This is a genomic window from Streptomyces sp. NPDC007025, assembly GCF_042869455.1.
Classification (GTDB): Bacteria; Actinomycetota; Actinomycetes; order Streptomycetales; family Streptomycetaceae; genus Streptomyces.
Genome location: NZ_JBIAFT010000006.1, coordinates 396,603 through 421,873, shown reverse-complemented (window position 1 = coordinate 421,873; position 25,271 = coordinate 396,603). Strand labels below are relative to the sequence as shown.

The 25,271-nt window shown below is 73.1% G+C and carries 18 protein-coding genes and 1 pseudogene; 2 read left to right on the top strand and 17 right to left on the bottom strand.

Annotated elements, in window-relative coordinates; translation table 11 throughout:
- Positions 1-178 precede the first annotated feature (178 nt).
- The 13 genes from ispG to ACFYMO_RS14735 all read right to left on the bottom strand — a co-directional run bounded on the left by ispG (position 179) and on the right by ACFYMO_RS14735 (position 17,582).
- On the bottom strand, positions 179-1,336 hold the full coding sequence (gene ispG / locus ACFYMO_RS14795) for a flavodoxin-dependent (E)-4-hydroxy-3-methylbut-2-enyl-diphosphate synthase (RefSeq protein ID WP_366774061.1): 1,158 nt from the start codon (positions 1,334-1,336) through the stop codon (positions 179-181).
- Between the two features lie 167 nt (positions 1,337-1,503).
- Entirely contained in the window at positions 1,504-2,808 is a 1,305-nt protein-coding gene (locus tag ACFYMO_RS14790; RefSeq protein ID WP_366774062.1) for a site-2 protease family protein, read from the bottom strand.
- Positions 2,805-4,094, bottom strand: coding sequence for a 1-deoxy-D-xylulose-5-phosphate reductoisomerase (gene dxr, locus ACFYMO_RS14785; RefSeq protein WP_366774063.1), 1,290 nt, complete (start codon positions 4,092-4,094; stop codon positions 2,805-2,807). The genes ACFYMO_RS14790 and dxr overlap by 4 nt, the downstream gene beginning before the upstream one ends.
- A 155-nt stretch (positions 4,095-4,249) precedes the next feature.
- On the bottom strand, positions 4,250-6,175 hold the full coding sequence (locus ACFYMO_RS14780) for an acyl-CoA dehydrogenase family protein (RefSeq protein ID WP_366774085.1): 1,926 nt from the start codon (positions 6,173-6,175) through the stop codon (positions 4,250-4,252).
- 205 nt (positions 6,176-6,380) lie between these two features.
- Complete coding sequence (locus ACFYMO_RS14775; protein WP_366774064.1) at positions 6,381-7,067, bottom strand: response regulator transcription factor; 687 nt, start codon at positions 7,065-7,067, stop codon at positions 6,381-6,383.
- A 22-nt stretch (positions 7,068-7,089) separates the two neighbouring features.
- Positions 7,090-8,343: a histidine kinase gene (locus ACFYMO_RS14770; RefSeq protein ID WP_366774065.1), complete on the bottom strand. Its 1,254-nt coding sequence runs from the start codon at positions 8,341-8,343 to the stop codon at positions 7,090-7,092.
- Between the two features lie 264 nt (positions 8,344-8,607).
- Positions 8,608-8,754, bottom strand: a complete 147-nt coding sequence (locus ACFYMO_RS14765; RefSeq protein ID WP_388546530.1) for a hypothetical protein — start codon at positions 8,752-8,754, stop codon at positions 8,608-8,610.
- 152 nt (positions 8,755-8,906) lie between these two features.
- Positions 8,907-9,674: a metallophosphoesterase gene (locus ACFYMO_RS14760; RefSeq protein ID WP_366774067.1), complete on the bottom strand. Its 768-nt coding sequence runs from the start codon at positions 9,672-9,674 to the stop codon at positions 8,907-8,909.
- 96 nt (positions 9,675-9,770) lie between these two features.
- The gene (locus tag ACFYMO_RS14755) at positions 9,771-10,736 is read right to left on the bottom strand and encodes a phosphotriesterase (protein ID WP_366774068.1); all 966 of its coding nucleotides are present in this window, start codon (positions 10,734-10,736) and stop codon (positions 9,771-9,773) included.
- Positions 10,733-11,338, bottom strand: coding sequence for a TetR/AcrR family transcriptional regulator (locus ACFYMO_RS14750; protein ID WP_366774069.1), 606 nt, complete (start codon positions 11,336-11,338; stop codon positions 10,733-10,735). Before ACFYMO_RS14750 ends, ACFYMO_RS14755 begins: the two co-directional genes overlap by 4 nt.
- A gap of 125 nt (positions 11,339-11,463) precedes the next feature.
- Positions 11,464-12,918: an aldehyde dehydrogenase family protein gene (locus tag ACFYMO_RS14745; RefSeq protein ID WP_366774070.1), complete on the bottom strand. Its 1,455-nt coding sequence runs from the start codon at positions 12,916-12,918 to the stop codon at positions 11,464-11,466.
- Positions 12,919-13,247: 329 nt separating this feature from the next.
- On the bottom strand, positions 13,248-15,260 hold the full coding sequence (locus ACFYMO_RS14740; RefSeq protein ID WP_366774071.1) for a PucR family transcriptional regulator ligand-binding domain-containing protein: 2,013 nt from the start codon (positions 15,258-15,260) through the stop codon (positions 13,248-13,250).
- Between the two features lie 72 nt (positions 15,261-15,332).
- Positions 15,333-17,582 (bottom strand): ATP-binding protein, encoded by a 2,250-nt coding sequence (locus ACFYMO_RS14735; protein WP_388546525.1) that lies wholly within the window; start codon positions 17,580-17,582, stop codon positions 15,333-15,335.
- Positions 17,583-17,919: 337 nt separating this feature from the next.
- On the opposite strand from ACFYMO_RS14735, the gene gabT reads away from it, so the two are divergent.
- Both gabT and ACFYMO_RS14725 read left to right on the top strand, forming a co-directional pair.
- Complete coding sequence (gene gabT, locus ACFYMO_RS14730; protein ID WP_075002535.1) at positions 17,920-19,278, top strand: 4-aminobutyrate--2-oxoglutarate transaminase; 1,359 nt, start codon at positions 17,920-17,922, stop codon at positions 19,276-19,278.
- 624 nt (positions 19,279-19,902) lie between these two features.
- The gene (locus ACFYMO_RS14725; protein WP_366774073.1) at positions 19,903-20,454 is read left to right on the top strand and encodes a phosphatase PAP2 family protein; all 552 of its coding nucleotides are present in this window, start codon (positions 19,903-19,905) and stop codon (positions 20,452-20,454) included.
- 120 nt (positions 20,455-20,574) lie between these two features.
- Here the strand turns inward: ACFYMO_RS14725 and ACFYMO_RS14720 are convergent, their stop codons facing one another.
- The 4 genes and pseudogenes from ACFYMO_RS14720 to ACFYMO_RS14705 all read right to left on the bottom strand — a co-directional run bounded on the left by ACFYMO_RS14720 (position 20,575) and on the right by ACFYMO_RS14705 (position 25,247).
- Complete coding sequence (locus ACFYMO_RS14720) at positions 20,575-22,005, bottom strand: NAD(P)/FAD-dependent oxidoreductase (RefSeq protein ID WP_388546521.1); 1,431 nt, start codon at positions 22,003-22,005, stop codon at positions 20,575-20,577.
- A gap of 199 nt (positions 22,006-22,204) precedes the next feature.
- Positions 22,205-23,071: pseudogene (locus ACFYMO_RS14715) on the bottom strand (ABC transporter permease); the annotation flags it as partial.
- Entirely contained in the window at positions 23,071-24,039 is a 969-nt protein-coding gene (locus tag ACFYMO_RS14710; RefSeq protein ID WP_388546519.1) for an ABC transporter permease, read from the bottom strand. The pseudogene ACFYMO_RS14715 and the gene ACFYMO_RS14710, both read right to left, overlap by 1 nt.
- The gene (locus ACFYMO_RS14705) at positions 24,036-25,247 is read right to left on the bottom strand and encodes an ABC transporter ATP-binding protein (protein ID WP_388546516.1); all 1,212 of its coding nucleotides are present in this window, start codon (positions 25,245-25,247) and stop codon (positions 24,036-24,038) included. Before ACFYMO_RS14705 ends, ACFYMO_RS14710 begins: the two co-directional genes overlap by 4 nt.
- Positions 25,248-25,271 lie beyond the last annotated feature (24 nt).

Here is a 25,271-nt window from a genome sequence, read left to right as displayed (position 1 = left end):
TCTCGGTGCCTCACCGTGCGGCCCGCGGGCGTGAAGGACGATCTGCTGGCACTGTACCCGGGCGCTCAGCAGCGCGCCGCCGCACGACCGGGTACGGCCGCGCGGCGGCTGCGACGCGGTGGCGGCCGCGGCGGCCGCAGGAGAGTCGGGGCCGGCCGGCGGAGCGCCGGGGCCGGGCTCAGCCCGCCGTGGTGACCACGGGCTCGCCGGAGGTGACGCCGTCCTTCTCCATCTGCTCGGCGATCTTCATGGCCTCGTCGATGAGTGTCTCGACGATCTTGGACTCGGGGACGGTCTTGATGACCTCGCCCTTGACGAAGATCTGCCCCTTGCCGTTGCCGGAGGCGACGCCGAGGTCGGCCTCCCGGGCCTCACCGGGACCGTTGACGACGCAGCCCATGACGGCGACGCGGAGCGGCACGTCCATGCCCTCCAGGCCCGCGGTGACCTCGTCGGCGAGCTTGTAGACGTCCACCTGGGCGCGGCCGCAAGAGGGGCAGGAGACGATCTCCAGGCCGCGCTGGCGCAGCCCGAGGGACTCCAGGATCTGGATGCCGACCTTGACCTCCTCGGCGGGCGGCGCCGAGAGGGAGACCCGGATCGTGTCGCCGATGCCCTCGCTGAGCAGGGCGCCGAAGGCGACGGCCGACTTGATGGTGCCCTGGAAGGCGGGGCCTGCCTCGGTGACGCCGAGGTGCAGCGGATAGTCGCAGCGCTGGGCCAGCAGCCGGTAGGCGTTGACCATCACGACCGGGTCGTTGTGCTTGACCGAGATCTTGATGTCGCGGAAGCCGTGCTCCTCGAAGAGCGAGCACTCCCACAGCGCGGACTCGGCCAGGGCCTCGGGAGTGGCCTTGCCGTACTTCTCCAGCAGCCGCTTGTCCAGGGAGCCCGCGTTGACGCCGATCCGGATGGGGGTGCCCGCGGCGGAGGCCGCGGTGGCGATCTCCTTGACCTTGTCGTCGAACTGCTTGATGTTGCCGGGGTTCACCCGGACGGCCGCACAGCCGGCGTCGATGGCCTGGAAGACGTACTTCGGCTGGAAGTGGATGTCGGCGATGACCGGGATCTGCGACTTGCGGGCGATCGTGGCGAGTGCGTCGGCGTCGTCCTGGGTGGGGCACGCCACGCGGACGATCTGGCAGCCGGACGCCGTCAGCTCCGCGATCTGCTGCAGCGTCGAGCCGATGTCCGCGGTGCGGGTCGTGGTCATGGACTGCACGGACACGGGCGCGTCCCCACCCACCGCGACCGGTCCTACCTGGATCTTCCGGCTCACCCTGCGGTCGGCGAGCTTGGCCGGGACGTCCGGCATTCCGAGCGAAATCGCTGTCATCAGCGTGCAACCCCAACGGTGTCGTTCAAGTCCCGGGTTCAGCGGGCTCCGGCCCCCGAGATTACGGCACTGCCGTCGCACCGGGCACATCGTCGGGGAAATATGCCGCATTCCATGACGCCCATGCAGGAATCGCATGGGCGTCCGCGTGTCGGACCGGGGTCCGGTCAGCCGGTGAGTCTGACCGGATTGACCACGTCCGCCACCAGCACCAGAAGGGTGAAGCACAGGAAGATCCCGGCCACCACATAGGCGATGGGCATCAGCTTGGCGACGTCGAAGGGGCCGGGGTCGGGCCGCCGGAAGACCTTGGCCAGATTCCGCCGGAGCGACTCCCACACAGCCCCCGCGATGTGTCCGCCGTCCAGCGGCAGCAGCGGCAGCATGTTGAACAGGAACAGGCTCAGATTGAACCCGGCCACCAGGAAGAGCATCGTCGCCACCCGCTGGCTCGGCGGGATGTCGAGCGAGAAGACCTCACCGCCGACCCGCGCCGCGCCCACCACGCCCATCGGCGAGTCCTGCTTGCGCTCGGCACCGTCGAAAGCCGCGTTCCACAGGTCGGGCACCTTGCCCGGCAGGGCGATCAGCGCCTCCACGCCGTTGGCCATCATGTCGCCCATCCGGTCCGCGGCCTGCGGGAACGACTGCTGCACGATCCCACTGGCCGGGGTGAAGCCGAGGAACCCGGCGGAGACGTACTCGTCGGGCACATAGCTGCCGTGGCCGTCGGACTTGGCGACCTTGTTCTCGATCAGGTCGGCGTGCAGTGTCCGCCGTGCGCCGTCCCGCTCGACGGTCAGGGTCGCGGGCCCGGTCGTGTCGCGGATGCTCCGCTGGAGTGCGCCCCAGTCCTCGACGCGCTTCCCGTCGAAGGAGACGATCTTGTCACCCGGCTGCAGTCCGGCGGCCTTGGCCGGGGAGTCCTTGGCACCCTCGGGACACTTGTCGGTCTGCGCCGAGGCGGGGATCACGCACTCCGAGACCGTGGAGACGGTGGTGGTCTGGGTGTTGACGCCGAAGGTCATCAGCACCAGCAGGAAGATCACCACGGCCAGCACCAGGTTCATGAACGGCCCGGCGAACATCACGACGACGCGCTTCCACGGCTTGCGGGTGTAGAGCATCCGGTGCTCGTCCCCCGGCTTGAGCTCCTCGTACGCGGCCGAACGCGCGTCCTCGATCATGCCGCGGAACGGCGAGGAGGAGCGCTGCCGCACGGCCCCGTCGTCCCCCGGCGGGAACATGCCGATCATGCGGATGTAGCCGCCGAGCGGCACGGCCTTGATCCCGTACTCGGTCTCGCCCCTGTGCCTGGACCACAGGGTGGGGCCGAAGCCGACCATGAACTGCGGAACCCGGACACCGAACATCTTGGCCGTGGAGAAGTGGCCCAACTCGTGCCAGGCGATGGAGAACAGCAGGCCGACGACGAAGACGACTATGCCGAGGATGGTCATGAGCGCCGTCATGCGCGGGCCTCCGCTGTTGCTGTGGCGGAACGTGCCGCCAGGTCACGGGCGCGGGCACGCGCCCACTTCTCTGCGGCGAGGACATCGGGAAGAGTCAGCCCGGTTCCGTCCGGCGTGCCGTGCTCCTCGACCACAGCGGCCACCGTATCCACGATGCCCGTGAACGGCAGCCTTCCGGCCAGAAACGCCTCGACGCACTCCTCGTTCGCGGCGTTGAACACCGCGGGGGCCGTTCCGCCCAGCGCACCCACCCGGCACGCCAGCGCCACGGCGGGGAACGCCTCCTCGTCCAGCGGGTGGAAGTCCCAGGACATCGCCTGCGTCCAGGAGAAGACCGGTCCGGCGTCCGGCACCCGCTCGGGCCAGCCGAGGCCGAGCGCGATCGGCAGCCGCATGTCGGGAGGTCCGCACTGGGCGATGGTCGAGCCGTCCGTGAACTCCACCATCGAGTGGACCGCGGACTGCGGATGGACCACCACCTGGATCCGCTCGAACGGGATGTCGTACAGCAGGTGGGCCTCGATCACCTCCAGGCCCTTGTTGACCAGGGTGGCCGAGTTCACGGTGATGACCGGGCCCATCTCCCAGGTCGGGTGCGCCATCGCCTCGCGCGGGGTCACCTCGGCCAGCTCGGACCTGCTCCGCCCCCGGAACGGACCGCCCGAGGCGGTGACCAGCAGCTTCCGCACCTCGGCACGGGTACCGCCGAGCAGCGCCTGGAACAGCGCGGAGTGCTCCGAGTCGACGGGCACGATCTGGCCGGGCCGCGCCAGCGCCTTGACCAGTGGCCCGCCGACGATGAGGGATTCCTTGTTCGCCAGCGCCAGGACCCGGCCGGCCTCCAGCGCCGCCAGGGTGGGCGCCAGGCCGATGGAACCGGTGATGCCGTTGAGCACCGTGTGGCACGGCGAGCCGGCCAGCTCCGTCGCCGCGTCCGGCCCGGCCAGCACCTCGGGCAGCGGCTCACCGCCGCCGTAGGCCGCGCGCAGGGCCGTGCGCAGGTCGGGCACCGCCTCCGTACGGGCCACGGCGACCGTGCCCACCCGCAGCAGCCGCGCCTGCTCGGCGAGCAGGTCCACGCGGCCGCCCGAGGCCGCCAGCGCGGTCACCCGGAACCGGCCGGGGTTCTTCAGCACGACGTCGACGGCCTGCGTGCCGATCGAGCCCGTCGAGCCGAGGATCACGATGTCGCGCGGTGCGCCCGCCGGCGACGCTGCCGCCGTGCCGTTGCCGGACGGCCCGGTGCCGGGATGGCGCAGATGCGGGTCAGCGAGGGAGTCGGTCATGCCCCTATTGTGTCCGCTCCCCGGACGGGACCGGACAGCGCACCGGCGCGGAGCCGGGTGCGCGCCGGAATCGGCTACGCGCGCCGGGGCCCGGGCGCCCCGGGACGCCCGGGCTCCACCGTCCGCTCGCCCCGGGGTGCCCGGACGGCGACCGGTCACGGGACGCGGCGGTGCACGTTCTCCCTCTCCGCGGGCCCGGGCGCGGCGTCGGCGATCCAGGGGCCCTCGGTGGACGCGTCGACGACGCCTTCCTCCAGCCAGCTGTAGGCCCCGTCCAGGACCTGGCGGACGACCGTGCCGTCCAGGTCGTCGGTGTTGTTCCACAGGCGTCCGAAGAGCTCCTCGACCCGGAGGCGGGACTGCCGGCAGAACGCGTCGGCCAGTTGGTGCGCGGCCCGCCCGTCGGTGCCGTCGCGCCGCAGCTTCTCGGCCCGCACGCAGGCGGCGCTCATCGCGAACAGTTCGGCACCGATGTCGACGACCCGGCCGAGGAACCCCTGCTTCGTCTCCATCCGGCCCTGCCACCTGGACATGGCGTAGAAGGTGGAGCGGGCCAGCTTGCGGGCGGCGCGCTCGACGTAGCGCAGATGCCCCGCCAGGGCGGCGAACTCACCGTAGGCGCCCGGCATCCGGCCGGGCCCGGCGACCAGCCCGGGCAGCCATTTCGCGTAGAACGCGCTCGCACCGACCGCCGCCCTGCCCTTGTCGGCGAGCGTCTTGTCCGGATCGATCAGGTCCCCGGCCACCGACAGATGCGCGTCCACGGCCTCCCGCGCGATCAGCAGGTGCATGATCTCGGTCGAGCCCTCGAAGATCCGGTTGATCCGCAGATCGCGCAGCAACTGCTCGGCCGGAACGCCGCGTTCGCCGCGGGCCGACAGCGACTCGGCGGTCTCGTAGCCCCGGCCGCCGCGGATCTGCACCAGCTCGTCCGCCATCCGCCAGGCCATCTCACTGCCGTAGAGCTTGGCGAGGGCGGCCTCGATCCGGATGTCGTTGCGGTCCTCGTCGGCCATCTGCGAGGACAGGTCCAGGACCGCTTCCAGGGCGAAGGTGGTCGCCGCGATGAAGGAGATCTTGCTGCCGACGGCCTCGTGCTCGGCGACCGGCCTGCCCCACTGGACCCGTTCCCGGGACCACTCGCGGGCGATTTTCAGACACCATTTCCCGCTGCCCGCACAGGTGGCGGGCAGCGACAGCCGACCCGTGTTCAGGGTGGTCAGCGCGATCCTGAGCCCGGCGCCCTCGGGACCGATCCGGTTGGCGGCCGGGACCCGCACCCGGTGGAAGCGGGTGACGCCGTTCTCGATGCCGCGCAGCCCCATGAAGGCGTTGCGGTTCTCCACGGTGATGCCCTCGGAGCCGGCCTCGACGACGAAGGCCGAGATGCCGCCCCGGTGTCCTTCGGCGCGCCGCGGGTCGTCGGGAGCCGGTTCGGGGACCCGGGCCATGACCACCAGCAGGTCGGCGATCACCCCGTTGGTCGTCCACAGCTTCACACCGTCGAGGACGTAGCCGTCCCCGTCCGGCACGGCCGTCGTCGCCAGCCGGGCCGGGTCGGAGCCCACGTCGGGCTCGGTCAGCAGGAAGGCGGAGATGTCGGTGCGCGCGCAGCGCGGCAGGTAGGCGTCCTTCTGCTGCCGGCTGCCGAACAGCTTGACCGGCTGCGGCACACCGATGGACTGGTGTGCCGAGAGCAGGGCCCCGACGGCGGGGCTGGCGGAGCTGACCAGCGCGAGTGCCTTGTTGTAGTACACCTGGGTGAGCCCGAGCCCGCCGTACTCGGTGCCGATCTTCATGCCGAGCGCGCCGAGCTCCTTGAGGCCGCCGAGCACCTCGTCCGGGATCCGGGACTCGCGCTCGATCAGCGCTCCGTCGATCTTCGTGGTGGCGAAATCGCGCAGGCGGGCCAGGAATTCCTCGCCCCGTGCGGCGTCCTCGGCCGCCGGTTCCGGGTGCGGGTGGATGAGGTCGAGGCGGAAGCGGCCGAGGAACAGCTCCTTGGCGAAGCTGGGCTTGCGCCAGTCCTTCTCCCGGGCTGCCTCGGCGACTTCGCGTGCTGCACGCTCGGAGACGGTCATCTCGCTCACCTCGAAACGGTGTGGAGGCGGACACGCGGTGCGGGAACGGTACCGACGGGAGCCGGCCGCAGTGCCGGAACCACCCCGACCACCGCCGGGTACCACTCGGTCGTATGTACCCGATTCGCCCCGGACCCACCAGACGCCGCGCAGCACAAGCTCCTCCGCACCGCCCGACGGGCTGTCCGCCGACCGGACCGGCGCGTTATCCGCCCGGCTCCCGCGGCCTGCCGCCCGGGACGACCAGCCCGGTCTCGTAGGCGAGCACGACGGCCTGCGCACGGGAACCGATGCCCAGCTTGGCCATCGTCCGGTTGAGGTGTGTCTTGACGGTCGACTCGCTGATCACCAGCGCCCGGGCGATCCCGGGGTTGGACAGTCCCCCCGCCACCAGGCGGAGGACGTCCAGCTCCCGCCCGGTGAGCTGGTCGAGGGTCCCGGCCGGCGCGGCCGGCCGTTCCGCCCGCGGCGCGTATGCCTCGACGAGCCGCCGGGTGACGCTCGGTGCGAAGAGGGTGTCGCCCTCCGCGACGGCGGCGACGGCGGCCAGCAGCCGCTGCGGCCCGGTGTCCTTGAGCAGGAAGCCGCTGGCTCCCGCGCGCAGCGCCGCGTAGACGTACTCGTCCAGGTCGAAGGTGGTCAGCACCAGGATGCGGGGGCGGGGCTCGGTGCTCTGCGCGAGGATCCGCTCGGTCGCGGTGATGCCGCTGGTGCCGGGCATCCGGATGTCCATGAGAACGACGTCGGGCCGCTGCTGCGCGGCGAGCCGGACCGCCTCGTCCCCGTCCGGCGCCTCGCCGACCACCTCCGTGCCCGGTGCGGCACGCAGCAGGGCCGCGACCCCGGCCCTGATGAGCACCTGATCGTCGACGACGAGCACTCTGGTCGCCACCGCCTGTGTCCCCTCCGCCCCGTCAGGCGGGGAGGATCAGCCGCACCTCGAATCCGCCGCTCGCCCGTGGCCCGGCGTCCAGCCGGCCCCCGTAGATCCTGGCCCGCTCGCGCATCCCGATCAAGCCGTGCCCGCCCGGTTGGCGGGAGCCCGCCGCGGAGGGAAGCGAAATCCGGCCATCCTCCGCGCCCGCGCTCCCCGGGCCGTCGTCGACGACCGCCACGGTGAGCTGTCGGGGCCCGTAGGCGAGGATGACATCGGCGCGCGCGGTACCGGCGTGCTTGAGCACGTTCGTCAGCGCCTCCTGGACCACGCGGTAGGCGCACTGCCCCGCGCCGGGCGCCGGGGAGCGCGGCTCGCCGGTGACGGTGAACCGCACGGGCACACCCGCACCGCGTACCCGCTCGACCAGGTCCGGCAGCTGGCCGAGGCCGGGTGCCGGACCGAACTCAGCCCCGTCTTCTCCCCCGCCGACGCCCCGACCGCCGTCCTCCGGGCCGTCGCCGTCCTCCACCCGCAACACGGCCAGCAGCCGGCGGAGTTCGGCCAGTGCATCGCCGGACGTGTCGGCTATGGTGCCCAGCGCACCCCGCGCCGTGCCCGGATCGCTGTCGAAGACATAGCCAGCCAGGCCCGCCTGCACGGATATCACCGACATGTGGTGCGCGACGACATCGTGCAGATCGCGGGCGATGCGGACCCGCTCCTCGGCGACGGCACGCCGCTCGGCCCCCGCCCGCTCGCTCCGCAGCTGGTCGGTCAGCCGGTCCAGTTCCACGTTGCGCCGGGCCGCCTTGCGGGCGAGGTGGCCGAATCCGCACAGGACACCGGGGTAGAGCACGCTCTGCCCCAGGACGGTGGCCCAGGAGCTCTCCGCACCCGTCGTACCGGCGAGGTTCCACACCGCCGCGAGCAGCAGGGCGCACAGCACCGCCTGGCGCATCGGGCGCAGGGCCGCGACGGTGTACAGCGCGAGGAGCGGCCCCAGGGAGTTGACGACCGGCCAGTAGTCCAGCGCCACGTACACCGCCCAGACGGCCAGGACCAGCAGGCACAGCGTGCTCGGAAACCGGCGGCGGGCGGCGAGCGGCAGGTTCACCGCACAGGTCAGCGCGACACCCGGCGGGTCGAGGCCCGACCAGCCCGCCGGGACGCGGTCGTTGCCCAGCAGCAGGCTGACCGCCGTGATGGCGAGCGCGATCACACCGTCGTACACCCCCGCCGGCACCCGCTCAGCCCCCAGACGCACCCGGGCCCAGACCGTCGCACTCCGCATCGCCGCAGCGTAGCGACCCCCCGGCAGGGTGCTCATCCACCGGCCGCGCCGGCCGCGGCAGCCGCGGCAGCCGCGCACTACCGTCCTGGTACGAGGCCGGGCCCCGGCTACCGCAGCGGGCCGACCTTCCCTCATCCGCGAATACCGCCGAACGGTGACGACCGGCACCGGCACCCGGCGTACTGTCGGATGCCAGGGAGAGCGCCACGCCCCGGGCACGGGGGACGGGCCACGGGCCGGGGGAATCCGCGGCCGCCGAGGGCCTCAGGGCGTGGCGCTGCTCCCGGCGGCCGGATGCCCGCCGAGCGTCAGCACGACGGTGACGATCAGCAGCAGCAGCGCCACAGCCGCCACCGCGACGGTCAGGACGCGGCAGATCCGCCGGTGCCGCCACTCCTTACCCGGACGCATGGCCCCCACCCCTCCTGCGGACTCCCGGCTCCGCGGCTCGCACACGAGTGTCCCGGAATCACGTTCCCCGGAGCACTGTAGTGCGGCCGGCCGACGTGCGGCGGCGGGTTGCGGCAGCCGCCCGCCCTCCCGGTTCCGGGACCGGCCGCGGCTCAGGGCACGACCCGGAAGTGAGTGGTCAACCTGCCCTCGTCGTCGAGGACGTGGAAGGCGATCACCGGGGGCAGCGTGTAGTCGACCGGCCCGCCCTCCTCGCCCTCCCAGGGCATCTTCAGCGTGGAGACCACACCGGGTGCGGCGACCAGCGGCACCCCCGCGAAGCTGGTCACGGCCGGGGTGTGGCTGTGCCCGCACAGCAGCCCCGCCACGGTGCCGTGCCTGCCGACGACCTCGGCCAGCCGTTCCTCCCCGAACTGCCGGATCGGATCGACGTACTGGCCGTACAGCGGTACGGGCGGATGGTGGAAGCACACGAACGCGGGCGCGTCGTCCGGGGTCCCGGCGAGTTCCCGGTCGAGCCAGCCGAGCGTGGCGTCGTCGAGGCGGCCGTGTCCCTCCCCGGGCACGCTGGAGTCGCACATCAGGAAGGTGGCGCCGGGCAGCCGGTGCACCTCGTCGACGGGCGAGGCGTCGGCGGCGTCGCCGTGCAACAGCACCGCGCGGTAGGCGCCGCGCGCATCGTGGTTGCCGGGGCAGATCAGCGGCTGCACGCCGTGGTCGGCGAAGAGCTTCGCCGCCAGCGTGTACTCGTCCTCCCGACCGTGGTCGGCGATGTCCCCCGTGAGCAGGACGGCGTCGAGCCCGTCGAGCACCTCCGAGAGGCAGGCCAGCACGCGCTCGGTGCGTTCGCGGGCGCGTGCGCCGCCGTCGCCCCGATCCTGGCCGAGATGGATGTCGCTGAACTGCGCGAAGGTGAACATGAGTGGCTCCTCACTCGGCTCGGTCCAGGTTTCGTACTCGGCTCGGTCCAGGCCGCTCCCGGTCCTCGCCGGCGGGATCGGGCCGGATGGGACTGCTCAGCCCTTCCAATGGACGGCGAGAGCCCGCCGAGGGTTGCGCTCGAAGATCTGCCGCGCCGCCGCGGCGCCCAACTCCTCGGCGACACGGGGGCGCAGTGTCCGCGCCACATACGGCACCCCCGTCTCCGCGCGGGCTGTCGCCGTGACGGTGTCCCCGCCCATCAGCAGCTGGTCTCCGTACCCGCGCTCGAGCAGCTCGGCGAGGCTGCCGAAGAGGCGCCAGTCCGTCGCGTGATGGGTGCGCGAGGGCCCGTCGAAGACCAGCCAGGCACCGGAGGCGGCGACCGCCCGCTGCATGCCCGGGTCCGCGCACCGCCCCAAGTGGCCGAGCAGCACGCCGGAGGGCGGTACCCCGTGCTGCCCGCACAGGTGGTCCAGCACCTCGGCTGCGCCGGTGCCCAGCTCCAGGTGCACCGCGATCGGCGCACCCGTCGCCCGGTGCGCCTCGGCCGCAGCCGCCATCGTCCACCGTGCGTACCGGCCCAGCCCGTGGAAGTCGCCGGCGACCTTGATCAGACCGGCCCGCGGCGCTTCGCCGCACACCCCGCCGCGCATCCCGCGGGTCAGCTCCTGCACGAACAGGGCCGCCGGATCGGACGGCAGCTCCCCGGTGTAGTGCTGGGCCTGGTGCAGTCCGGTCGCGGCGACGAGTCGCACTCCGGTGCGCCGGGCGAGGTCGGCCAGCGCACCGGAGCGACGGCCCATCCCGTGGGGCGTCCACTGCACGAGGCTGCGGCCACCGTGCTCGGCGAAGGCGCGCAACTGCCGCTCAGCGGCGTCCGGGTCGGCCAGCTCCTGCCCCGGCAGCCGCGGACTGCGCAGGAAGAGGTGGTCGTGGGCGTCGCAGACGCCCAGCTCCGCTCCGGGGAGATCGCCTTCGACGGTGCGCACCGCCGGGCCGGACCCGGGCGAGCCGCTCGCGGCGTGCGGGGCGACTGTGGCCCCGGTGTCCTCGCCGGTCATGAGCGGGGGTCCGGCTCGGCGGTATGTGCCTCCAGGAGCCGCAGCAGACCGTCGACAGCCTCGTGGAACGGTCCGGGGTGCCCTGCCGAACGGGCGAGCACATAGCCGCCCTGGACGACGGCGACGACGGTGGCCGCTGTTGCCGCCGGGTCGAGACCCGGCGGCAGCTCCCCGTCGGCGCGGCCTTCTTCGAGCACTTCCGCCAGGCGGGCGCGGAGCCGGTCGAAGGTCTCGTGCAGCGGGGCCAGCAGTCCGGGGTCGGCGACCACGTCCGGGTCCTGGGCGAGTCCGCCGATCCGGCAGCCGCGCAGCACCGCGCGCTCGCGGGTGAGGTAGGTGCGCACTCTCTCCAGCGCACTTCCCGCGCCGGAGAGGTCCGCCTCGGCCCGGGTCCGCATCTCCCCCGCGCTCCTGCGCACCGCGGCCCGGGCCAGATCGGGCTTGCCGCCGAAGTGGTGGTACATGCTGCCCTGGCCCGCTCCGGCACGCCGCTGGATGGCCCGCGGGCTCGTGCCCACGTATCCGCGCTCCCACAGGAGTTCCTGGGTGGCCTCGATCAGCCGCTCCGCCGTATCCTCACCGTCCACACCCGCAGTGTACATACCAGTAGGTACAGAGTCGGCGGCCTCTGGCATCACGGACAGCGGTGCCTGCCCCGACGCACCGCTGCCGGGCGCCGCCGCGAATCCGCAGCAGCGCCCGGCAGCATGCGACGCCGGGGGGCGGCTCAGAGGTCGAGACCGGTGAGCACCATGACGCGCTCGTAGGTGTAGTCCTCCATCGCGAACCGCACGCCCTCGCGGCCCACACCGGAGTCCTTGACGCCGCCGTAGGGCATCTGGTCGGCCCGGTAGGACGGCACGTCGCCGACGACGACCCCACCCACCTCCAGCGCGCGGTGCGCACGGAAGGCGGCCTGCACATCGTGGGTGAACAGACCGGCCTGCAGGCCGTACTTGGAGTCGTTGACGATCTCGAACGCCTCCTGCTCGCCGTTCACCTTGACGAACGACATGACGGGCCCGAAGACCTCCTCGCAGCCGATCTGCGTGTCGGCGGGCACGTCCTCCAGCACCGTCGGCTCCACGGAGGCACCGTCCCGCTTGCCGCCCGTGAGCACCTTGGCGCCGCGCGAGACGGCCTCGCCGATCCACGACTCGACCCGGCGTGCGGCGTCCTCGCTCACCAGCGGGCCCACATCGGTCGCCTCGTCCGCGGGGTCACCCGTGGTGAGCGCCTCGACGGCCGCCACGACCTTGGGGACCAGCCGGTCGTAGACCGAGGCGTCGGCGACGACCCGCTGGACCGAGATGCAGGACTGGCCCGCCTGGTAGTTGGAGAACGTCGCGATGCGCTGGGCCGCCCAGTCCAGGTCCGCCTCGGAGGCGTAGTCGGCCAGCACGACCGCCGCGCCGTTGCCGCCCAGCTCCAGGGTGACCCGCTTGCGCGGCGCGGAGTCCAGGATCGACCAGCCGACCGGCGCCGAACCCGTGAAAGAGATGATCGGCAGCCGCTCGTCCTGCACCAGGCCCGGCATCTGGTCGTTCGGCACCGGCAGCACCGACCAGGAACCCGCGGGCAGGTCCGTCTCGGCCAGCAGCTCGCCGAGGATCAGCCCGGACAGCGGAGTGGCGGGCGCCGGCTTGAGGATGATCGGGGTGCCCACCGCGAGCGCCGGGGCGACCTTGTGGGCGCACAGGTTGAGCGGGAAGTTGAACGGCGCGATCCCCAGGACCGGGCCGTAGGGGAAGCGGCGGGTGAAGGCCAGCCGGCCCGTGCCGCCCGCGTCCGAGTCCAGGCGCTGCGCCTCGCCCCCGTTGAAGCGGCGGGCCTCCTCCGCCGCCCAGCGGAAGACGGAGATGCAGCGGCCCACCTCACCGCGCGCCCACTTCATCGGCTTGCCGTTCTCCGCGGAGATCAGCTCGGCGATCTCGTCCGTGCGCTCCACGAGACGGCGGGTGATGTGGTCCAGCGCGGCGGCGCGAACGTGCGCGGGGGTGGCGGAGAACTCGCCGGCCACCGCGGCGGCGGTGGCCACGGCCTCCTCCACCTGCGCGGAGGTGGGGATGCTGACGGTGCCGACGTGCCTGCCGTCCCAGGGCGAGGTGACGTCGAGCGTGGTGTCGCCGGTGGCCTTGCGGCCGGCGAGCCAGAATGCGTGCGGGGAAGTCGCTGTCGTCACTGCGGATCGCCTTCCGGATGCGGGAGAGTGCCTCGGTTCCAGCGTCCACGGTAGGGCGTCGCGGCCCGTCCGCTTCTTCGCCAGGATGGAGCACTTCGGCTGTGCCGTCATACGGATTGTCACTGTACGCGGCGCCCTGCGGTCCGCACGGGTTGTCCCCGTACGCCCCGGTACCCGACCCGGCCCCGGGACGGCGCCGACCACCCCGCGGCTCCACCGGCCGGCCCGCGGCGGACGGACCGGCGACGGGATCGACGACCGGCTCCGCGAAGTGCCCGTCGGCTCCCCCGGCGGCACGCCACGCGGGACGGAGCAGCCGCCGCGCGAGGTCAGCCGGTGGCCTTCAGGGCCAGCCAGAGCTCCATGCGCACGTCGGGGTCGTCGAGGGAGCGGCCCAGGATCTCCTCCACCCGGCGCATGCGGTACCGCAGCGTGTGGCGGTGCACCCCGAGCTCGGCCGCCGCGGCGTCCCACTGCCCGTGCCGGGACAGCCAGGCGCGCAGCGACGCCACCAGATCGCCCCTGCCGTTCGCGTCGTGTTCCCGCAGCGCGCGCAGCAGCCCGTCGGCGAAGGCGCGGACGGCGTCGTCGGCCAGCAACGGCAGCACCGACCCCGCGGCGACGTCCTCGTGTTCCACCAGCGCCACCCCGCGCCGCCGCGCGACCGACAGCGCCTGATCGGCCTGCTTGAAGGCGACCGCGGCCGCGGCCAGACCGACCGGGGCCGAGACCCCGATGGCCAGCCCCTCCTCACCACCCCCGCCGGACCGTCGGCCGGGCTGCGCCGCCGACGCCGTCCCGGCGAACTCCGCGCACCCGGCAACCGCCGCGCCGCCGTCCGACGCCAGCACCACCAGTCGCGCCCCGTCCGGCACCACCAGCACCGCCTCGCCGTTGCGCGCCGCCGCGGTCTCGACCGCGTCCGCGAGCTCCTCGAGCGGCCAGACGATGCGGCTCAGCCGCCCCGTGTCCGACGGGTCGGTCTGCGGACCGCCCGCGCCGACCACCACACCGGAGGCCGCGGAAGCCCCCGCCCCGGTGGCCGGCCCGGTCGAGCCGTCCCGTCCGCCGGCGGGCGACGGCTTCCCGGCGGCCGGCTTCGAGGCGGCCGGCTGCGCCGACTGGTTTGCGGAAGACCTGGCGGACGCCTTGGTGGACGCCTTCACGCCGCCGGGCCGCACCCCCTCGGACGACGCGGACACCACCGCGGGAGTGCCCGCCGCGGCCGCCAGGTCGGCCAGCCCGCACAACTCACCCGCGCGGGCCAGATACCCGGCGGGTGCGGGCGACGACGGCCGGACCGCGGACGCGGTGGGCACCGGAGGCGGTCCGGCGGACTGGGCCGACTGCACCGCCGCGATGCCCTCCTGCGCGAACCTCGCGGCAGCGGCCGACGCCGGCTCCGCGACGATCACCCGCATCGGGGCGTCCAACAGACCGCCGTAGAGCTGCCCGGCCACCGCACGCGCGTGCTCGCCCTCGCCGACGAGCAGCATCTTGAGCACCGCGGCACCCAGGCGCTGCTCCGCCTCCTGCAACGCCCGGGAACGCTCCATGGTCAGGGTCAGCAGCGCGATGGCCGAGTTCACGGCATAGCGCTCGGCCGTGCCCAGCGGCGCCGCCGTCCCGACGGCCAGTACCGCCTTGGCGCGGCGCCCGCTGCCGATCGACTGGAGTTCGACCCGGTCGTCCCCGCCGTCCCCTTCGCTGACCACCGCGCTGGCGGGGGCGGGTCGGTCCCGCAGCCGCTCGGCGTCGCCGACGAAACGGGTCGCCCGGCGCACCGCCCAGGCCGGAGCCGTGGCGACGACCGTCCCGGAGGCATCGTAGAGCGCCGCCCACCCGTCGACCTGCGAGGCCAGCCGCGCGAGCAGCGCGGAGGGACCCTCCCGGGAGAGCGCGGCGCGGGTCATCTCCCGCTGCGCGTCGAACCCGGCGCTCACCGCGCGGTACTGCTCGGCGGCGATGTCCGCCGACACTGCTTTGCTGATCGCGATGAACGGGGTGCGCCGCGGCACCTCCAGCAACGGGAGGTCCGCGCCGCGGCAGGCGTCGACCAGGGCCTGCGGCACCCCCTCGTAGTTGACACCCGCCGCGAAGCCGAGCCCGACCACGCCCTTGCCCAGCAGCTTGTCCACATAGGCGCGCATCGCGCCGGGGTCGTCCGCGTCGAGCTTGAGCCCCGTGAAGAGGATCAGTTCCCCGCCGTCCATGTACGGGGTCGGATCGGCCAGCTCACTGGAGTGCGCCCACCGCACGGTGGCGTCCAGCCCGCCGTGCCCCGCGAGCACGGAGAGGCGGAGCGCGGAGTTCTGGACGAGCGCGGCAAGAGTCGGTGGCATAACGCACTTCACGGTACAGCCGCCGGCCTGCGTCCGGGCCCCCGGATGCCGGGCCCGGGAACGGGACGCGCGTCACTCCCCCAGCTTCGTCAGGATCGGCGGGGTACGTTCCCCGCGGACCGTGGTCACGGAGAGCACGGCGTGCTCCGGCTGCAGCTCGTTGGCCAGGTCGGAGGCGGACCAGCGCTCCCGCTGCTCGCTGCGCACGGTCACCGACTCGGCCGTCACGTGCTTGCCGGTCGCCAGCCGCCGCACCGCGTGCAGGACCCGGGTGACGGGCTCGTCCGAGACCAGCTGCCGATTGGTGACCGTCCGGGTCTGCACCCACTCGGTACCCCACACCTCGGCGAACCGCTCGGCGTCCCACGGTGTGACACCCGCACACACCATCCGGCACCCCACGGCGCCGAGCAGCGGCCCGCGGAGCGGCTCGGGCACATCGTCCAGCGCCCGCAGCGTCAGCAGCACGCCCGCGTGCACCGAGCGCAGGCGCTGCAGGCCCCGCAGCGCCTGCGGAGTGACGGTCTGCGCCGCGTCGTCCAGCACCAGGCAGGCGAAGAGCGACTGGTCACCCCGGGCCACCGCGCACTCGGTGAACTGCGCGAGGAGCAGCCGGGCCAGGATCCGCGACGCCTCCGCGTGCCCCCGCTCGGGCAGGTCCACCCGGACCCGCAGCGGATGCTCCAGCGTCCGCAGCGAGAACGGGCGTCGGCCCGCCGCCTTCGGGCTGCCCTCGGGCAGGAAGAAGTCGGCGAAGGCGGGCCGGTCCAGCAGCGCGATCCGGTCCGCCAGCAGCGCGGCGATGTCCCCCGCGCGCCCGGACTGCCGCTCGAAGGCGTCCAGCTCCCGGAGCTGCCCGCCCTGCCCCTCGGCCCGCAGCGCCTCCCGCAGCGAGTCGAGCGCGCCCGGGCCGCCGTCCAGCAGTTCGCGGAGCTCGGGGACGGTGGGAAACCGGCCGTGCACCGCGGCGAACGGCCCGATGAGCTGGGCCAGCGACGTCGCGGCGCGGCGGCTGTCACCCCCCGGCAGCGTGGCGGCCAGATCCCCCACCAGGCCCTCGGCGAGCATCCCCGCGGCCTCGTCCGGATCCGTCGTCCCGCCGTACAGATCCAGATCGTGCGTCGAGCCCGGGTGCCCGAGCCGGATGACGAGGTCGAAGGAGTCGTCGCGCACGAACTGCGAACCCGCCGGACTCACCGCGATCACCGCCGCCTGCCCGGCCAGCGCCTGCAGACAGAGCGACTCCACCACCGGGCGGGCCAGCCTGCTCGTCTTGCCGGTGCCGGGCGGACCGACGGCCAGCGCCGACGTGCCCAGCAACGAGGGGTCCAGCGCGATGCCGGCCCCGCGGTACTCGTGCGGATTGCGCTCGGAGTCGGCGGCCCGCCCGATGCGGACCTGGCGCAGCGACAGATCGTGCCGAGCCGCCCGCACGGACAGGTCCCGGGCCCCCGACGGGTGCGCGCACGCCTCCGCGCCCTGCGCCAGCACATTCTCGACGAACACCTCCAGCCGCTGCGGCCGTGCCCGTACGGTCTGCCACGCGCGCTCCAACCGGGCATGGTCGACATCCGTCATCCGGCCGGCGCCCAGCTCCCCCGCCAGCACCTCGGCCGCCCGCCCGGCCCCCCCGGCCCGCAGCTCCGGCCACTGGACGGGGTCGAGGTGCGGCGGGGGGACGGGTGCGTGCCCAGACTCCGCCGTCGCTGACTCGTCGGGGACGAATCCGCCGTGGTGCCGTGCTCCCTGCCCGGTGAGCCGCGCCCACACGCGCCGCGCCAGCTCGTCCCAGCGGCCCACACGGCCGAAGAAGAAGGCGAGGCCCACCAGGATCGCGCCGCTGTACAGCCAGGCCGACCACACATAGAGCATCTGGTTGCCGTCCGCCTCCCGCCATGAATCGGGCGTCAGAGCCAGCAGGGGCCACTTCCAGTAGCTGCCCAGATACCCGTTCCACAACAACGACCACAGCAGCCATCCCATGAGGAAGGAGATGAGGGCGCCGCTGACGAGCTGGCGGGCGGGGGTGCGGTCGGGGTCTTCCGGTGGGCGCTGTTCGTAGCCGCAGCGCCATACGCCCGGGGCCGCCTGGGGGCGGGGCAGGCGCAGCCAGTCGGCGAGCGGGGGGGCACCCTGGGGGGCGCCGGGGGGCATGGGTGGCGGGCCCGCCTCCACTCCGGAGGCCCGGGTGGCGGCGCTCGTGTCGGGGGCCGCGGGGGGCGCGGACGGTTGGGGTGGGACCGCGGGGTGGCCGGTGGGGGTGGGGGCAGTGTGGTGCGTGCTGCCCGTGCCCTGCTTCCGGTGGGGAAGCCCCATGTCCATGTGCTGCCTCAGCTCCCTGACGCCCCGACGCGCCGGTCCGGTAAGCGACCGGCGCCCTCCTTCCCCCAATCTAGCGGCTGACCATGTCAGTTGGCCCGGCCCGTCGGCGGGATCGCCGGGGCCGCGGCTCACACGTGGCCGCGGGCGTGCCGGGTGCGCGGACGTCGGCAGTCGGCAGAGGAGGCCGGGCACGGCCGGTGCGGGCCGCCGCCTGCACACCTATGTCCGTCGTGGCCAACACGCGGTCCGCACTTCTCCGGAGCGGTGCATGTGTCGTCCGTCCGCGTGCCCCTAGCCTGCGAAGTGCCAGACACCCGTTCCTCCCGAGGAGTGCGCTATGACCGGAAAGACGGAACTGTCCGGAGGGCCTTCCCTCCCCCAGGAGCGGCGTGTGGTCACCGCTGTCCCCGGGCCCGTGTCGCAGGAGCTGATGGCCCGCAAGCAGGCCTCGGTCGCCAACGGCATCGGGACGGTGCTGCCGGTCTTCGCGCGCCGCGCCGGCGGCGGCGTCCTGGAGGACGTGGACGGCAACTCCTTCATCGACTTCGGCTCCGGTATCGCCGTGACCTCGGTCGGCAACAGCGCCGAGGCGGTCGTGCGCCGGGCGACGGAGCAGCTCAACGACTTCACCCACACCTGCGCGATGGTCGTTCCCTACGAGCCCTACGTGCGGGTCTGCGAGGAGCTGGCCGCGGTCACCCCGGGCGACCACGCCAAGAAGAGCGCACTGTTCAACTCCGGCGCCGAGGCGGTGGAGAACGCCGTCAAGATCGCCCGCGCGCACACCGGCCGCCAGGCCGTCGTGGTGTTCGACCACGGCTACCACGGCCGCACCAACCTGACGATGGCGCTCACCTCGAAGAACATGCCGTACAAGCACAGCTTCGGTCCGTTCGCGCCCGAGGTCTACCGGGTCCCCGTCGCCTACCCCTACCGCTGGCTGACCGGCCCGGAGAACTGCGCCGAGGAGGCCGCGGCCCAGGCGATCGACCAGATCACCAAGCAGATCGGCCCCGACAACGTCGCCGCGATCATCATCGAACCGGTGCTGGGCGAGGGCGGCTTCATCGTCCCGGCCAAGGGCTTCCTGCCGCGCATCCAGCAGTTCGCGCGGGACAACGGCATCGTCTTCGTCGCGGACGAGATCCAGTCCGGCTTCTGCCGCACCGGCCAGTGGTTCGCCTGCGAGGACGAGGGCCTCGTGCCGGACCTGATCACCACCGCGAAGGGCATCGCGGGCGGTATGCCACTGGCCGCGGTCACCGGCCGGGCCGACATCATGGACGCCGCGCACAGCGGCGGCCTGGGCGGCACCTACGGCGGCAACCCGGTGGCGTGCGCGGCCGCGCTCGGATCCATCGAGACGATGCGCGAGCTCGATCTTCCCGCCAAGGCCCGGCGCATCGAGGAGATCATGAAGCCGCGGCTGGAGAAGCTGGCGGAGAGCTCCGAGATCATCGGCGATGTCCGCGGCCGGGGCGCCATGCTCGCCGTCGAGCTCGTGAAGCCGGGTGGCAAGGAGCCCAACCCGGAGGCCACCGCGGCGCTCGCAAAGGCATGCCACCAGCAGGGCCTGCTCGTCCTGACGACCGGCACCTACGGCAACGTCGTGCGCTTCCTGCCGCCGCTGGTCATCGGCGAGGACCTGCTCAACGAGGGCCTCGACGTCCTGGAGGAGGCAGTCGCCGGGCTGTGAGGACCCGAGGGCTCGCCGAGCCCTGCTGAGCGAGCCGTCGGCCGGTCTTCCCTCCGGCCGGCGGCTCGCGGCGTTCCGGCCGGGCGGTGCGCGGCGCGCCGCCGCGCGGGGAGACGGGGAGGACCGGCCCTCCGGCGGCCGGTCCTCCCCGCGGCCGGACCGGTAGCGTGGTAGGAACGCGAGCCCACGGGCGCCGCGTACCGCCGGAGCGGGCGGTGACCAGCAGGGGAGCAGCACCGGTGAAGAATGTGTGCGGGGCCGATGTCCGGTGCGTAATGCGCCTGTCGGGGCCCGAGCCGCTGCCGTACGGTTTCTTGAGTCGCCGGGAGGCACGGAGGGCCACCTCCGGGTTCCCGGTCCGAGCCGGTCACTCCCCAAGACAGGCCCGGTCGTGCCCTCGCGCACGTTCCTCACCGATCGGATAGTCGCTTGTCCCACACCCCCCGGGACCGGCGGGAACCCGGTCGACACGGCCGCCCTGGAACTGTCCCCCCGGTTCCCGGGCGGCCGGCCACGCTCACACCCCCTCCGGGCTCCGGAGGATCGCGCCACCGCGGGCCGCTGCCGGCAGCGGCCTGCGGTCTGTGCGCTCTCGTACTGCTTCTGGGCACCTGGCAGGTGCTGGTGGCGGGTGCGCTGGTCGACCGGGACGAGGAACTGGGCGCGGCCGTGCGCCGGGCCGCGCCCCCGCAGATACCGGCCGAGGCGCTCGCGGATCTGGGGAATGCGGAGGTGGCGCTGCCCCTGCTCGCCGCCGCGATGGCGCTGTCGCTGCTGCGTTCGCGAGGCCGCCACTGGTGGCCGGTGGCCTGCTACGGCGCGGCCGTGGCGCTGATGGTTCCCCTTGTGCTGGGCCTGAAAATGTGGACGGACCGCGCCGGTCCGTCCGGCGGTGGGGGCTTCTACCCGTCCGGGCACGCCGCCACCACGGCGGCGGCGTTCGGCGGCGCGCTGCTCCTGCTGAGCGGCGAGCTCTCCCGTGCCGCGTGCCGAGCGGCGGGAGCGCTGGTCGTCGCCCTGGTGGCCGGGAACGGGCTCGGGCTGGTGTGGCGGGGGTACCACTGGCCGCTGGATGTGCTGGCGGGCTGGTGTCTGAGCGTGTTGCTGCTGTGTGCGGCCTTCGTGGCCGCACACCGGTCGGGGCTCGACGCCCGCCTGCCACGCCCCGACCGGTAGTAGCCGCCGCACGGCAGCCGGATGCCGTGCGGCCGTAACCCACGGCGGGCCCGCCGTACGCCGCCGGCCGACGGCTGAGGCGCCGCGGACGCCCTCCCGCTGGAGACGTCGGCGGCACCGTCAGCTGTCGAAGCCTATGCCCACCTTGTCCATGGCCTTCAGCCACAGGTTGCGCCGTCCGGCCTGCGCGTCGGAGCGGGCCAGCGACCACTGGGTGAGGCCGATCCCGGCCCAGCGGACCGGCTCCGGCGGGAACGGGAGCGGCTTCTTGCGCACCATCCGCAGCGCGGTGCGCTCGGTGCGCTCGCCCGCGAGCAGGTCGAGCATGACCTCGGCACCGAACCGGGTGGCACCGACACCGAGCCCGGTGAAGCCCGCGGCGTAGCCGACGCGGCCGTCGGCGGCGGTGCCGAAGAACGGGGAGAAGCGCGAGCAGGTGTCGATGACGCCGCCCCAGCTGTGGGTGAAGCGCAGTCCCTCGAGCTGCGGGAAGCAGCGGAAGAAATGCCGGGCGAGCTTGGCGAAGGTCTCGGGACGCTGGTGGTAGTCGCGGGAGATCCGGCTGCCGTAGTGGTAGAGGACGTCGTAGCCACCCCACAGAATGCGGTTGTCCGTGGTGATGCGGAAGTAGTGGAAGTGGTTGGCGCTGTCGCTGAGGCCCTGGCGGTTGTGCCAGTTGATCGCCGCCCGCTGCTCCTCGTCGAGCGGTTCGGTCATCAGCGCATAGTCGTAGACGGGGGCGATGTAGGGCCGCACCCGGCGCAGCAGCGAGGGGAAGGCGTTGGTGCCCAGGGCGACGCTGCGGGCGTGCACCCGGCCATAGGGAGTGCCGACGGCGATCCCGGCGCCGCGGGTGTCCAGCCGGGTCGCGGGGGTGTGCTCGTGGATGCGGACGCCGGCCTGTTCGCAGGCGCGCTTGAGGCCCCAGGCGAGGCGTGCGGGGTTGACCATGGCGACTCCGGTGCGGTCCCAGAGTCCGGCCAGGAAGGTCGGCGAATCGGCTTCGGCGCGCACCGCGTCCCGGTCGAGCAGGGTCAGCCCGTCGCCCACGCCGAGCGCGTCGGCCTGCTGCGCCCATTCCTCCAGTTCGGCGACCTGGTGGGGCTCGGTGGCCAGGGCGATTTCGCCGGTGCGCTCGAAGTCGCAGTCGATGGCGTAGCGGGAGACGGCTTCCTGGATGGCGTCCAGGTTGCGCCGGCCCAGCCGTTCGAGTTCGGCGATCTCCTCTGGCCAGCGGGCGAGGCCGTTGCCGAAACCGTGGGTGAGCGAGGCCGCGCAGAAGCCGCCGTTGCGTCCGGAGGCGGCCCAGCCGACCTCCTCGCTCTCGACGAGCACCACGTCGCGGGCGGGGTCCCGTTCCTTGGCGAGCAGCGCGGTCCACAGGCCGCTGTAGCCGCCCCCGACCACCAGCAGGTCGCAGTGCTCGTCGCCGACGAGTGCCGGGCGGCGCTCGGGGCGGTGGGCAGGGTCGTCCAGCCAGAAGGGGGTGGGCAGGGCGTCGGCGAGGGAGCGGAGGGCAGCGGGAGAGGCCACGGCATCACTCACGGTCATCGACTCCTCGTCGTACTCAGGTGTGCGGTCCCGGTGTCGTTCATGGTCGCCCTTCTTCCTGGGGGCTCCGCGCGGCGCGCGGCGGGGGCGGCGCCGCGTCGTACGTCCGGGGGCGGCGCCGCGTCGTACGCCCGGCGCCGCCGGACAGGGTGCCGGCAGGGGTGCCGGTGCGGGCCGCGGGCGGTGCACCGGAGGGCGATGCTCGCGGCTTCCCACGGCGGTTGGCCGCGAGCTGCCCTGCCAGCACGATCACCAGCGCCAGCCCGAACATCGCCGAGCCGATCACGTTGACCTGCACGGGGACCCCGCGCTGCGCCGCGCCCCAGACGAACATGGGGAAGGTGACCGTCGAGGGACCCGCGTTGAACTGGGTGATGATGAAGTCGTCGAACGACAGAGCGAAGCTGAGCATGGCGCCGGAGGCGATTCCCGGCGCGGCGAGCGGCAGGGTGACGCGCCAGAACGTCTGGAAGGGGCCCGCGTAGAGGTCGCGGGCGGCCTCCTCCAAGCGGGGATCCATGCTCATCACCCGGGCCTTGACGGCGACCACGACGAAGCTCAGGCAGAACATGACATGCGCGATCAGAATCGTCATGAATCCGAATTCGACGCGGGTGTTGAGGAAGAGGGTGCCGAGGGAGGCGCCCATCACGACTTCGGGCATGGCCATCGGCAGGAAGATCAGTGCGTTGGTGGTGCCCTTGCCCCGGAAGCGGTAACGGGCCAGCGCGAAGGCGGCGAACGTGCCGAAGGCCGTGGCGATCAGCGTGGCCAGCGCCGCGATCTGCAGGCTGAGCCCCAGCGCGCTGCACATCCCGGCGACGCCGCAGGGGTCGGTCCAGGCATCGGTGGAGAAGGTGCGCCAGGTGTAGTTGAAGCGGCCGGCCGGCTTGTTGAAGGAGAACAGCAGGACGACCAGGTTGGGCACCAGCAGATAGGCCAGGGCCGCACATCCCACCAGGACGACGGCGTTCCGGCGCAGCAGCCGCAGTGCGGCGGCGAGCGGTCCGGGGTGAGGCGCGGCACGCGCGACCGGAGCCGAGGCGGGGGTCGGGGTCGGGGACATCAGACCAGTTCCTCCGTCCCCGCCTTGCGCAGATAGCCGCTGACCATGATCAGGATGAGCGCCATCAGGATGAAGGACATCGCTGCCGCCGTCGGGTAGTCGAGAACGTTGAGGAACTGCTTCTGGATGGCGTTGCCGACCATCTGCTCGTTGGGCGACCCCAGGAGCTGGGCGTTGATGTAGTCGCCGGAGGCCGGGATGAAGGTGAGCAGCGTGCCCGCGACCACGCCGGGGAGCGAGAGCGGGAAGGTCACCTTCCGGAATGTCGTCGACGGTGTGGCGTACAGGTCCCGGGCCGCTTCGAGCAGCGAGGTGTCCATCCGCTCCAGGGAGCTGTAGAGCGGCAGGATCATGAACGGCAGGAAGTTGTACGTCAGCCCGCAGACCACGGCGAGCGGGGTGGCCAGGACGCGGTCGGCACCGGTCAGTCCCAGCCAGCAGGTCACGTCCAGGATGTGCAGGGAGCTCAGGACGGCCACGACGGGGCCGCCGTCGGAGAGGATCGTCTTCCAGGCCAGGGTGCGGATGAGGAAGCTGGTGAAGAACGGCGCGATCACCAGGACCAGCAGCAGGTTGCGCCAGCGCCCGGCCCGGACGGCGATCATGTACGCCAGCGGATAGCCGATGATCAGGCACAGTGCCGTCGCGACAGCCGCGTAGCCGAACGAGCGGAGGAAGTGTTCGCCGTAGGTGCCCAGCGCGTCGGTGTAGTTCGAGAACTGCCAGGTGACGCGGAAGCCCTCCTCCAGCGAGCCGCTCTGCACCGAGGTGGAGGCCTGGTAGAAGAGCGGGGCGACGAAGAAGACCGCGAGCCAGAGCCCGGCGGGCAGCAGCAGCCAGTACGGGGTCAGTCCGCGCCGCGGCCGCCGGCCGCCACCCGCGGAGTCCGCGCTGCCGGGCTCCTGGGCGGTGCCCGGCGCCGCGCCGGGAGCGGGGCCGGCGGGCGGGGGTGTGGCCACGGCTGTCACAGGGCCTCCTCCCCCGCCCGTGCGTCCTGGTCCGCGTCCAGCGCGAAGGTGTGCGCGGGCCGCCAGTGCACTACGACGTGCGCGCCCGGCGCGAGCCTGCTGTCGCGCTCCACGTTCTGCTCGTAGACGGTGAGTTCGCAGGCCGGGGTCTCGACGAGGTACTGCCAGGAGACGCCCAGATAGCCGGCGTCCCGGATTCGGCCGGTGAGCCGGTTGCGGCCGTCGGGGACCTCCGGCGGGACCGTGCCCGCCTCGTCGGTGCGGACGAGGGAGATCTTCTCCGGCCGCACACCGACCAGCACTCTCCCGCCCGGGGGCACGCCCTCGGCCGAGCAGCGGGCCGCGGGCAGCCGGAGCGGGTCGCCGGTCTCCACGACCTTGACCCGCATCTCGGCGCCGTCCCCGAGCCCGTCTCCGGCCCCGTCCGGGGAAGCGTTCCCGGCGCCGGACTCCGGCCGCTCGCCGGGCGCGGCGGCACCGGAGAGCAGTTCGGCCTCGATCAGGTTGGAGGTGCCCAGGAAGTTGGCGACGAAGGTGGAGCGCGGGTTCTCGTACAGCTCGGCGGGCGGCCCGAGTTGGACGACGCGTCCGCCGTGCATCACGGCCACGCCGTCGGCCATGGTCATGGCCTCTTCCTGGTCGTGGGTGACGTGCACGAAAGTGATGCCGACCTCGGTCTGGATGCGCTTGAGTTCGAGCTGCATCTGGCGGCGCAGCTTCAGGTCCAGGGCGCCCAGCGGCTCGTCCAGGAGCAGGACCTGGGGGCGGTTGATCAGAGCACGGGCGAGGGCGACGCGCTGCTGCTGTCCGCCGGAGAGCTGCCGGGGTCTGCGGCGGGCCATGTCCCCGAGCTGGACGAGGTCGAGCATCTCCGCGACCTGCTTACGGACCGACTTCACCCCGCGGCGGCGCAGTCCGAAGGCGACGTTCTCTGCGACGTCCAGGTGCGGGAAGAGCGCGTAGTTCTGGAAGACGGTGTTGACGGGGCGTTTGTGGGGCGGGAGGTGGGTGATGTCCTCGTCGCCCAGCAGGATGCTGCCGGAGGTCGGCTCCTCCAGGCCCGCGATCATGCGCAGTGTGGTGGTCTTGCCGCAGCCGGAGGCGCCCAGCAGGGCGAAGAACGTCCCCTCGGGAACGGTGAGGTCGAGCGGCTGGACGGCGGTGACGTCGCCGAAGGTCTTGCTGATACCGGAAAGGGTGATGGTCATGGCCGGTCCTCGGGGATGCGGGCT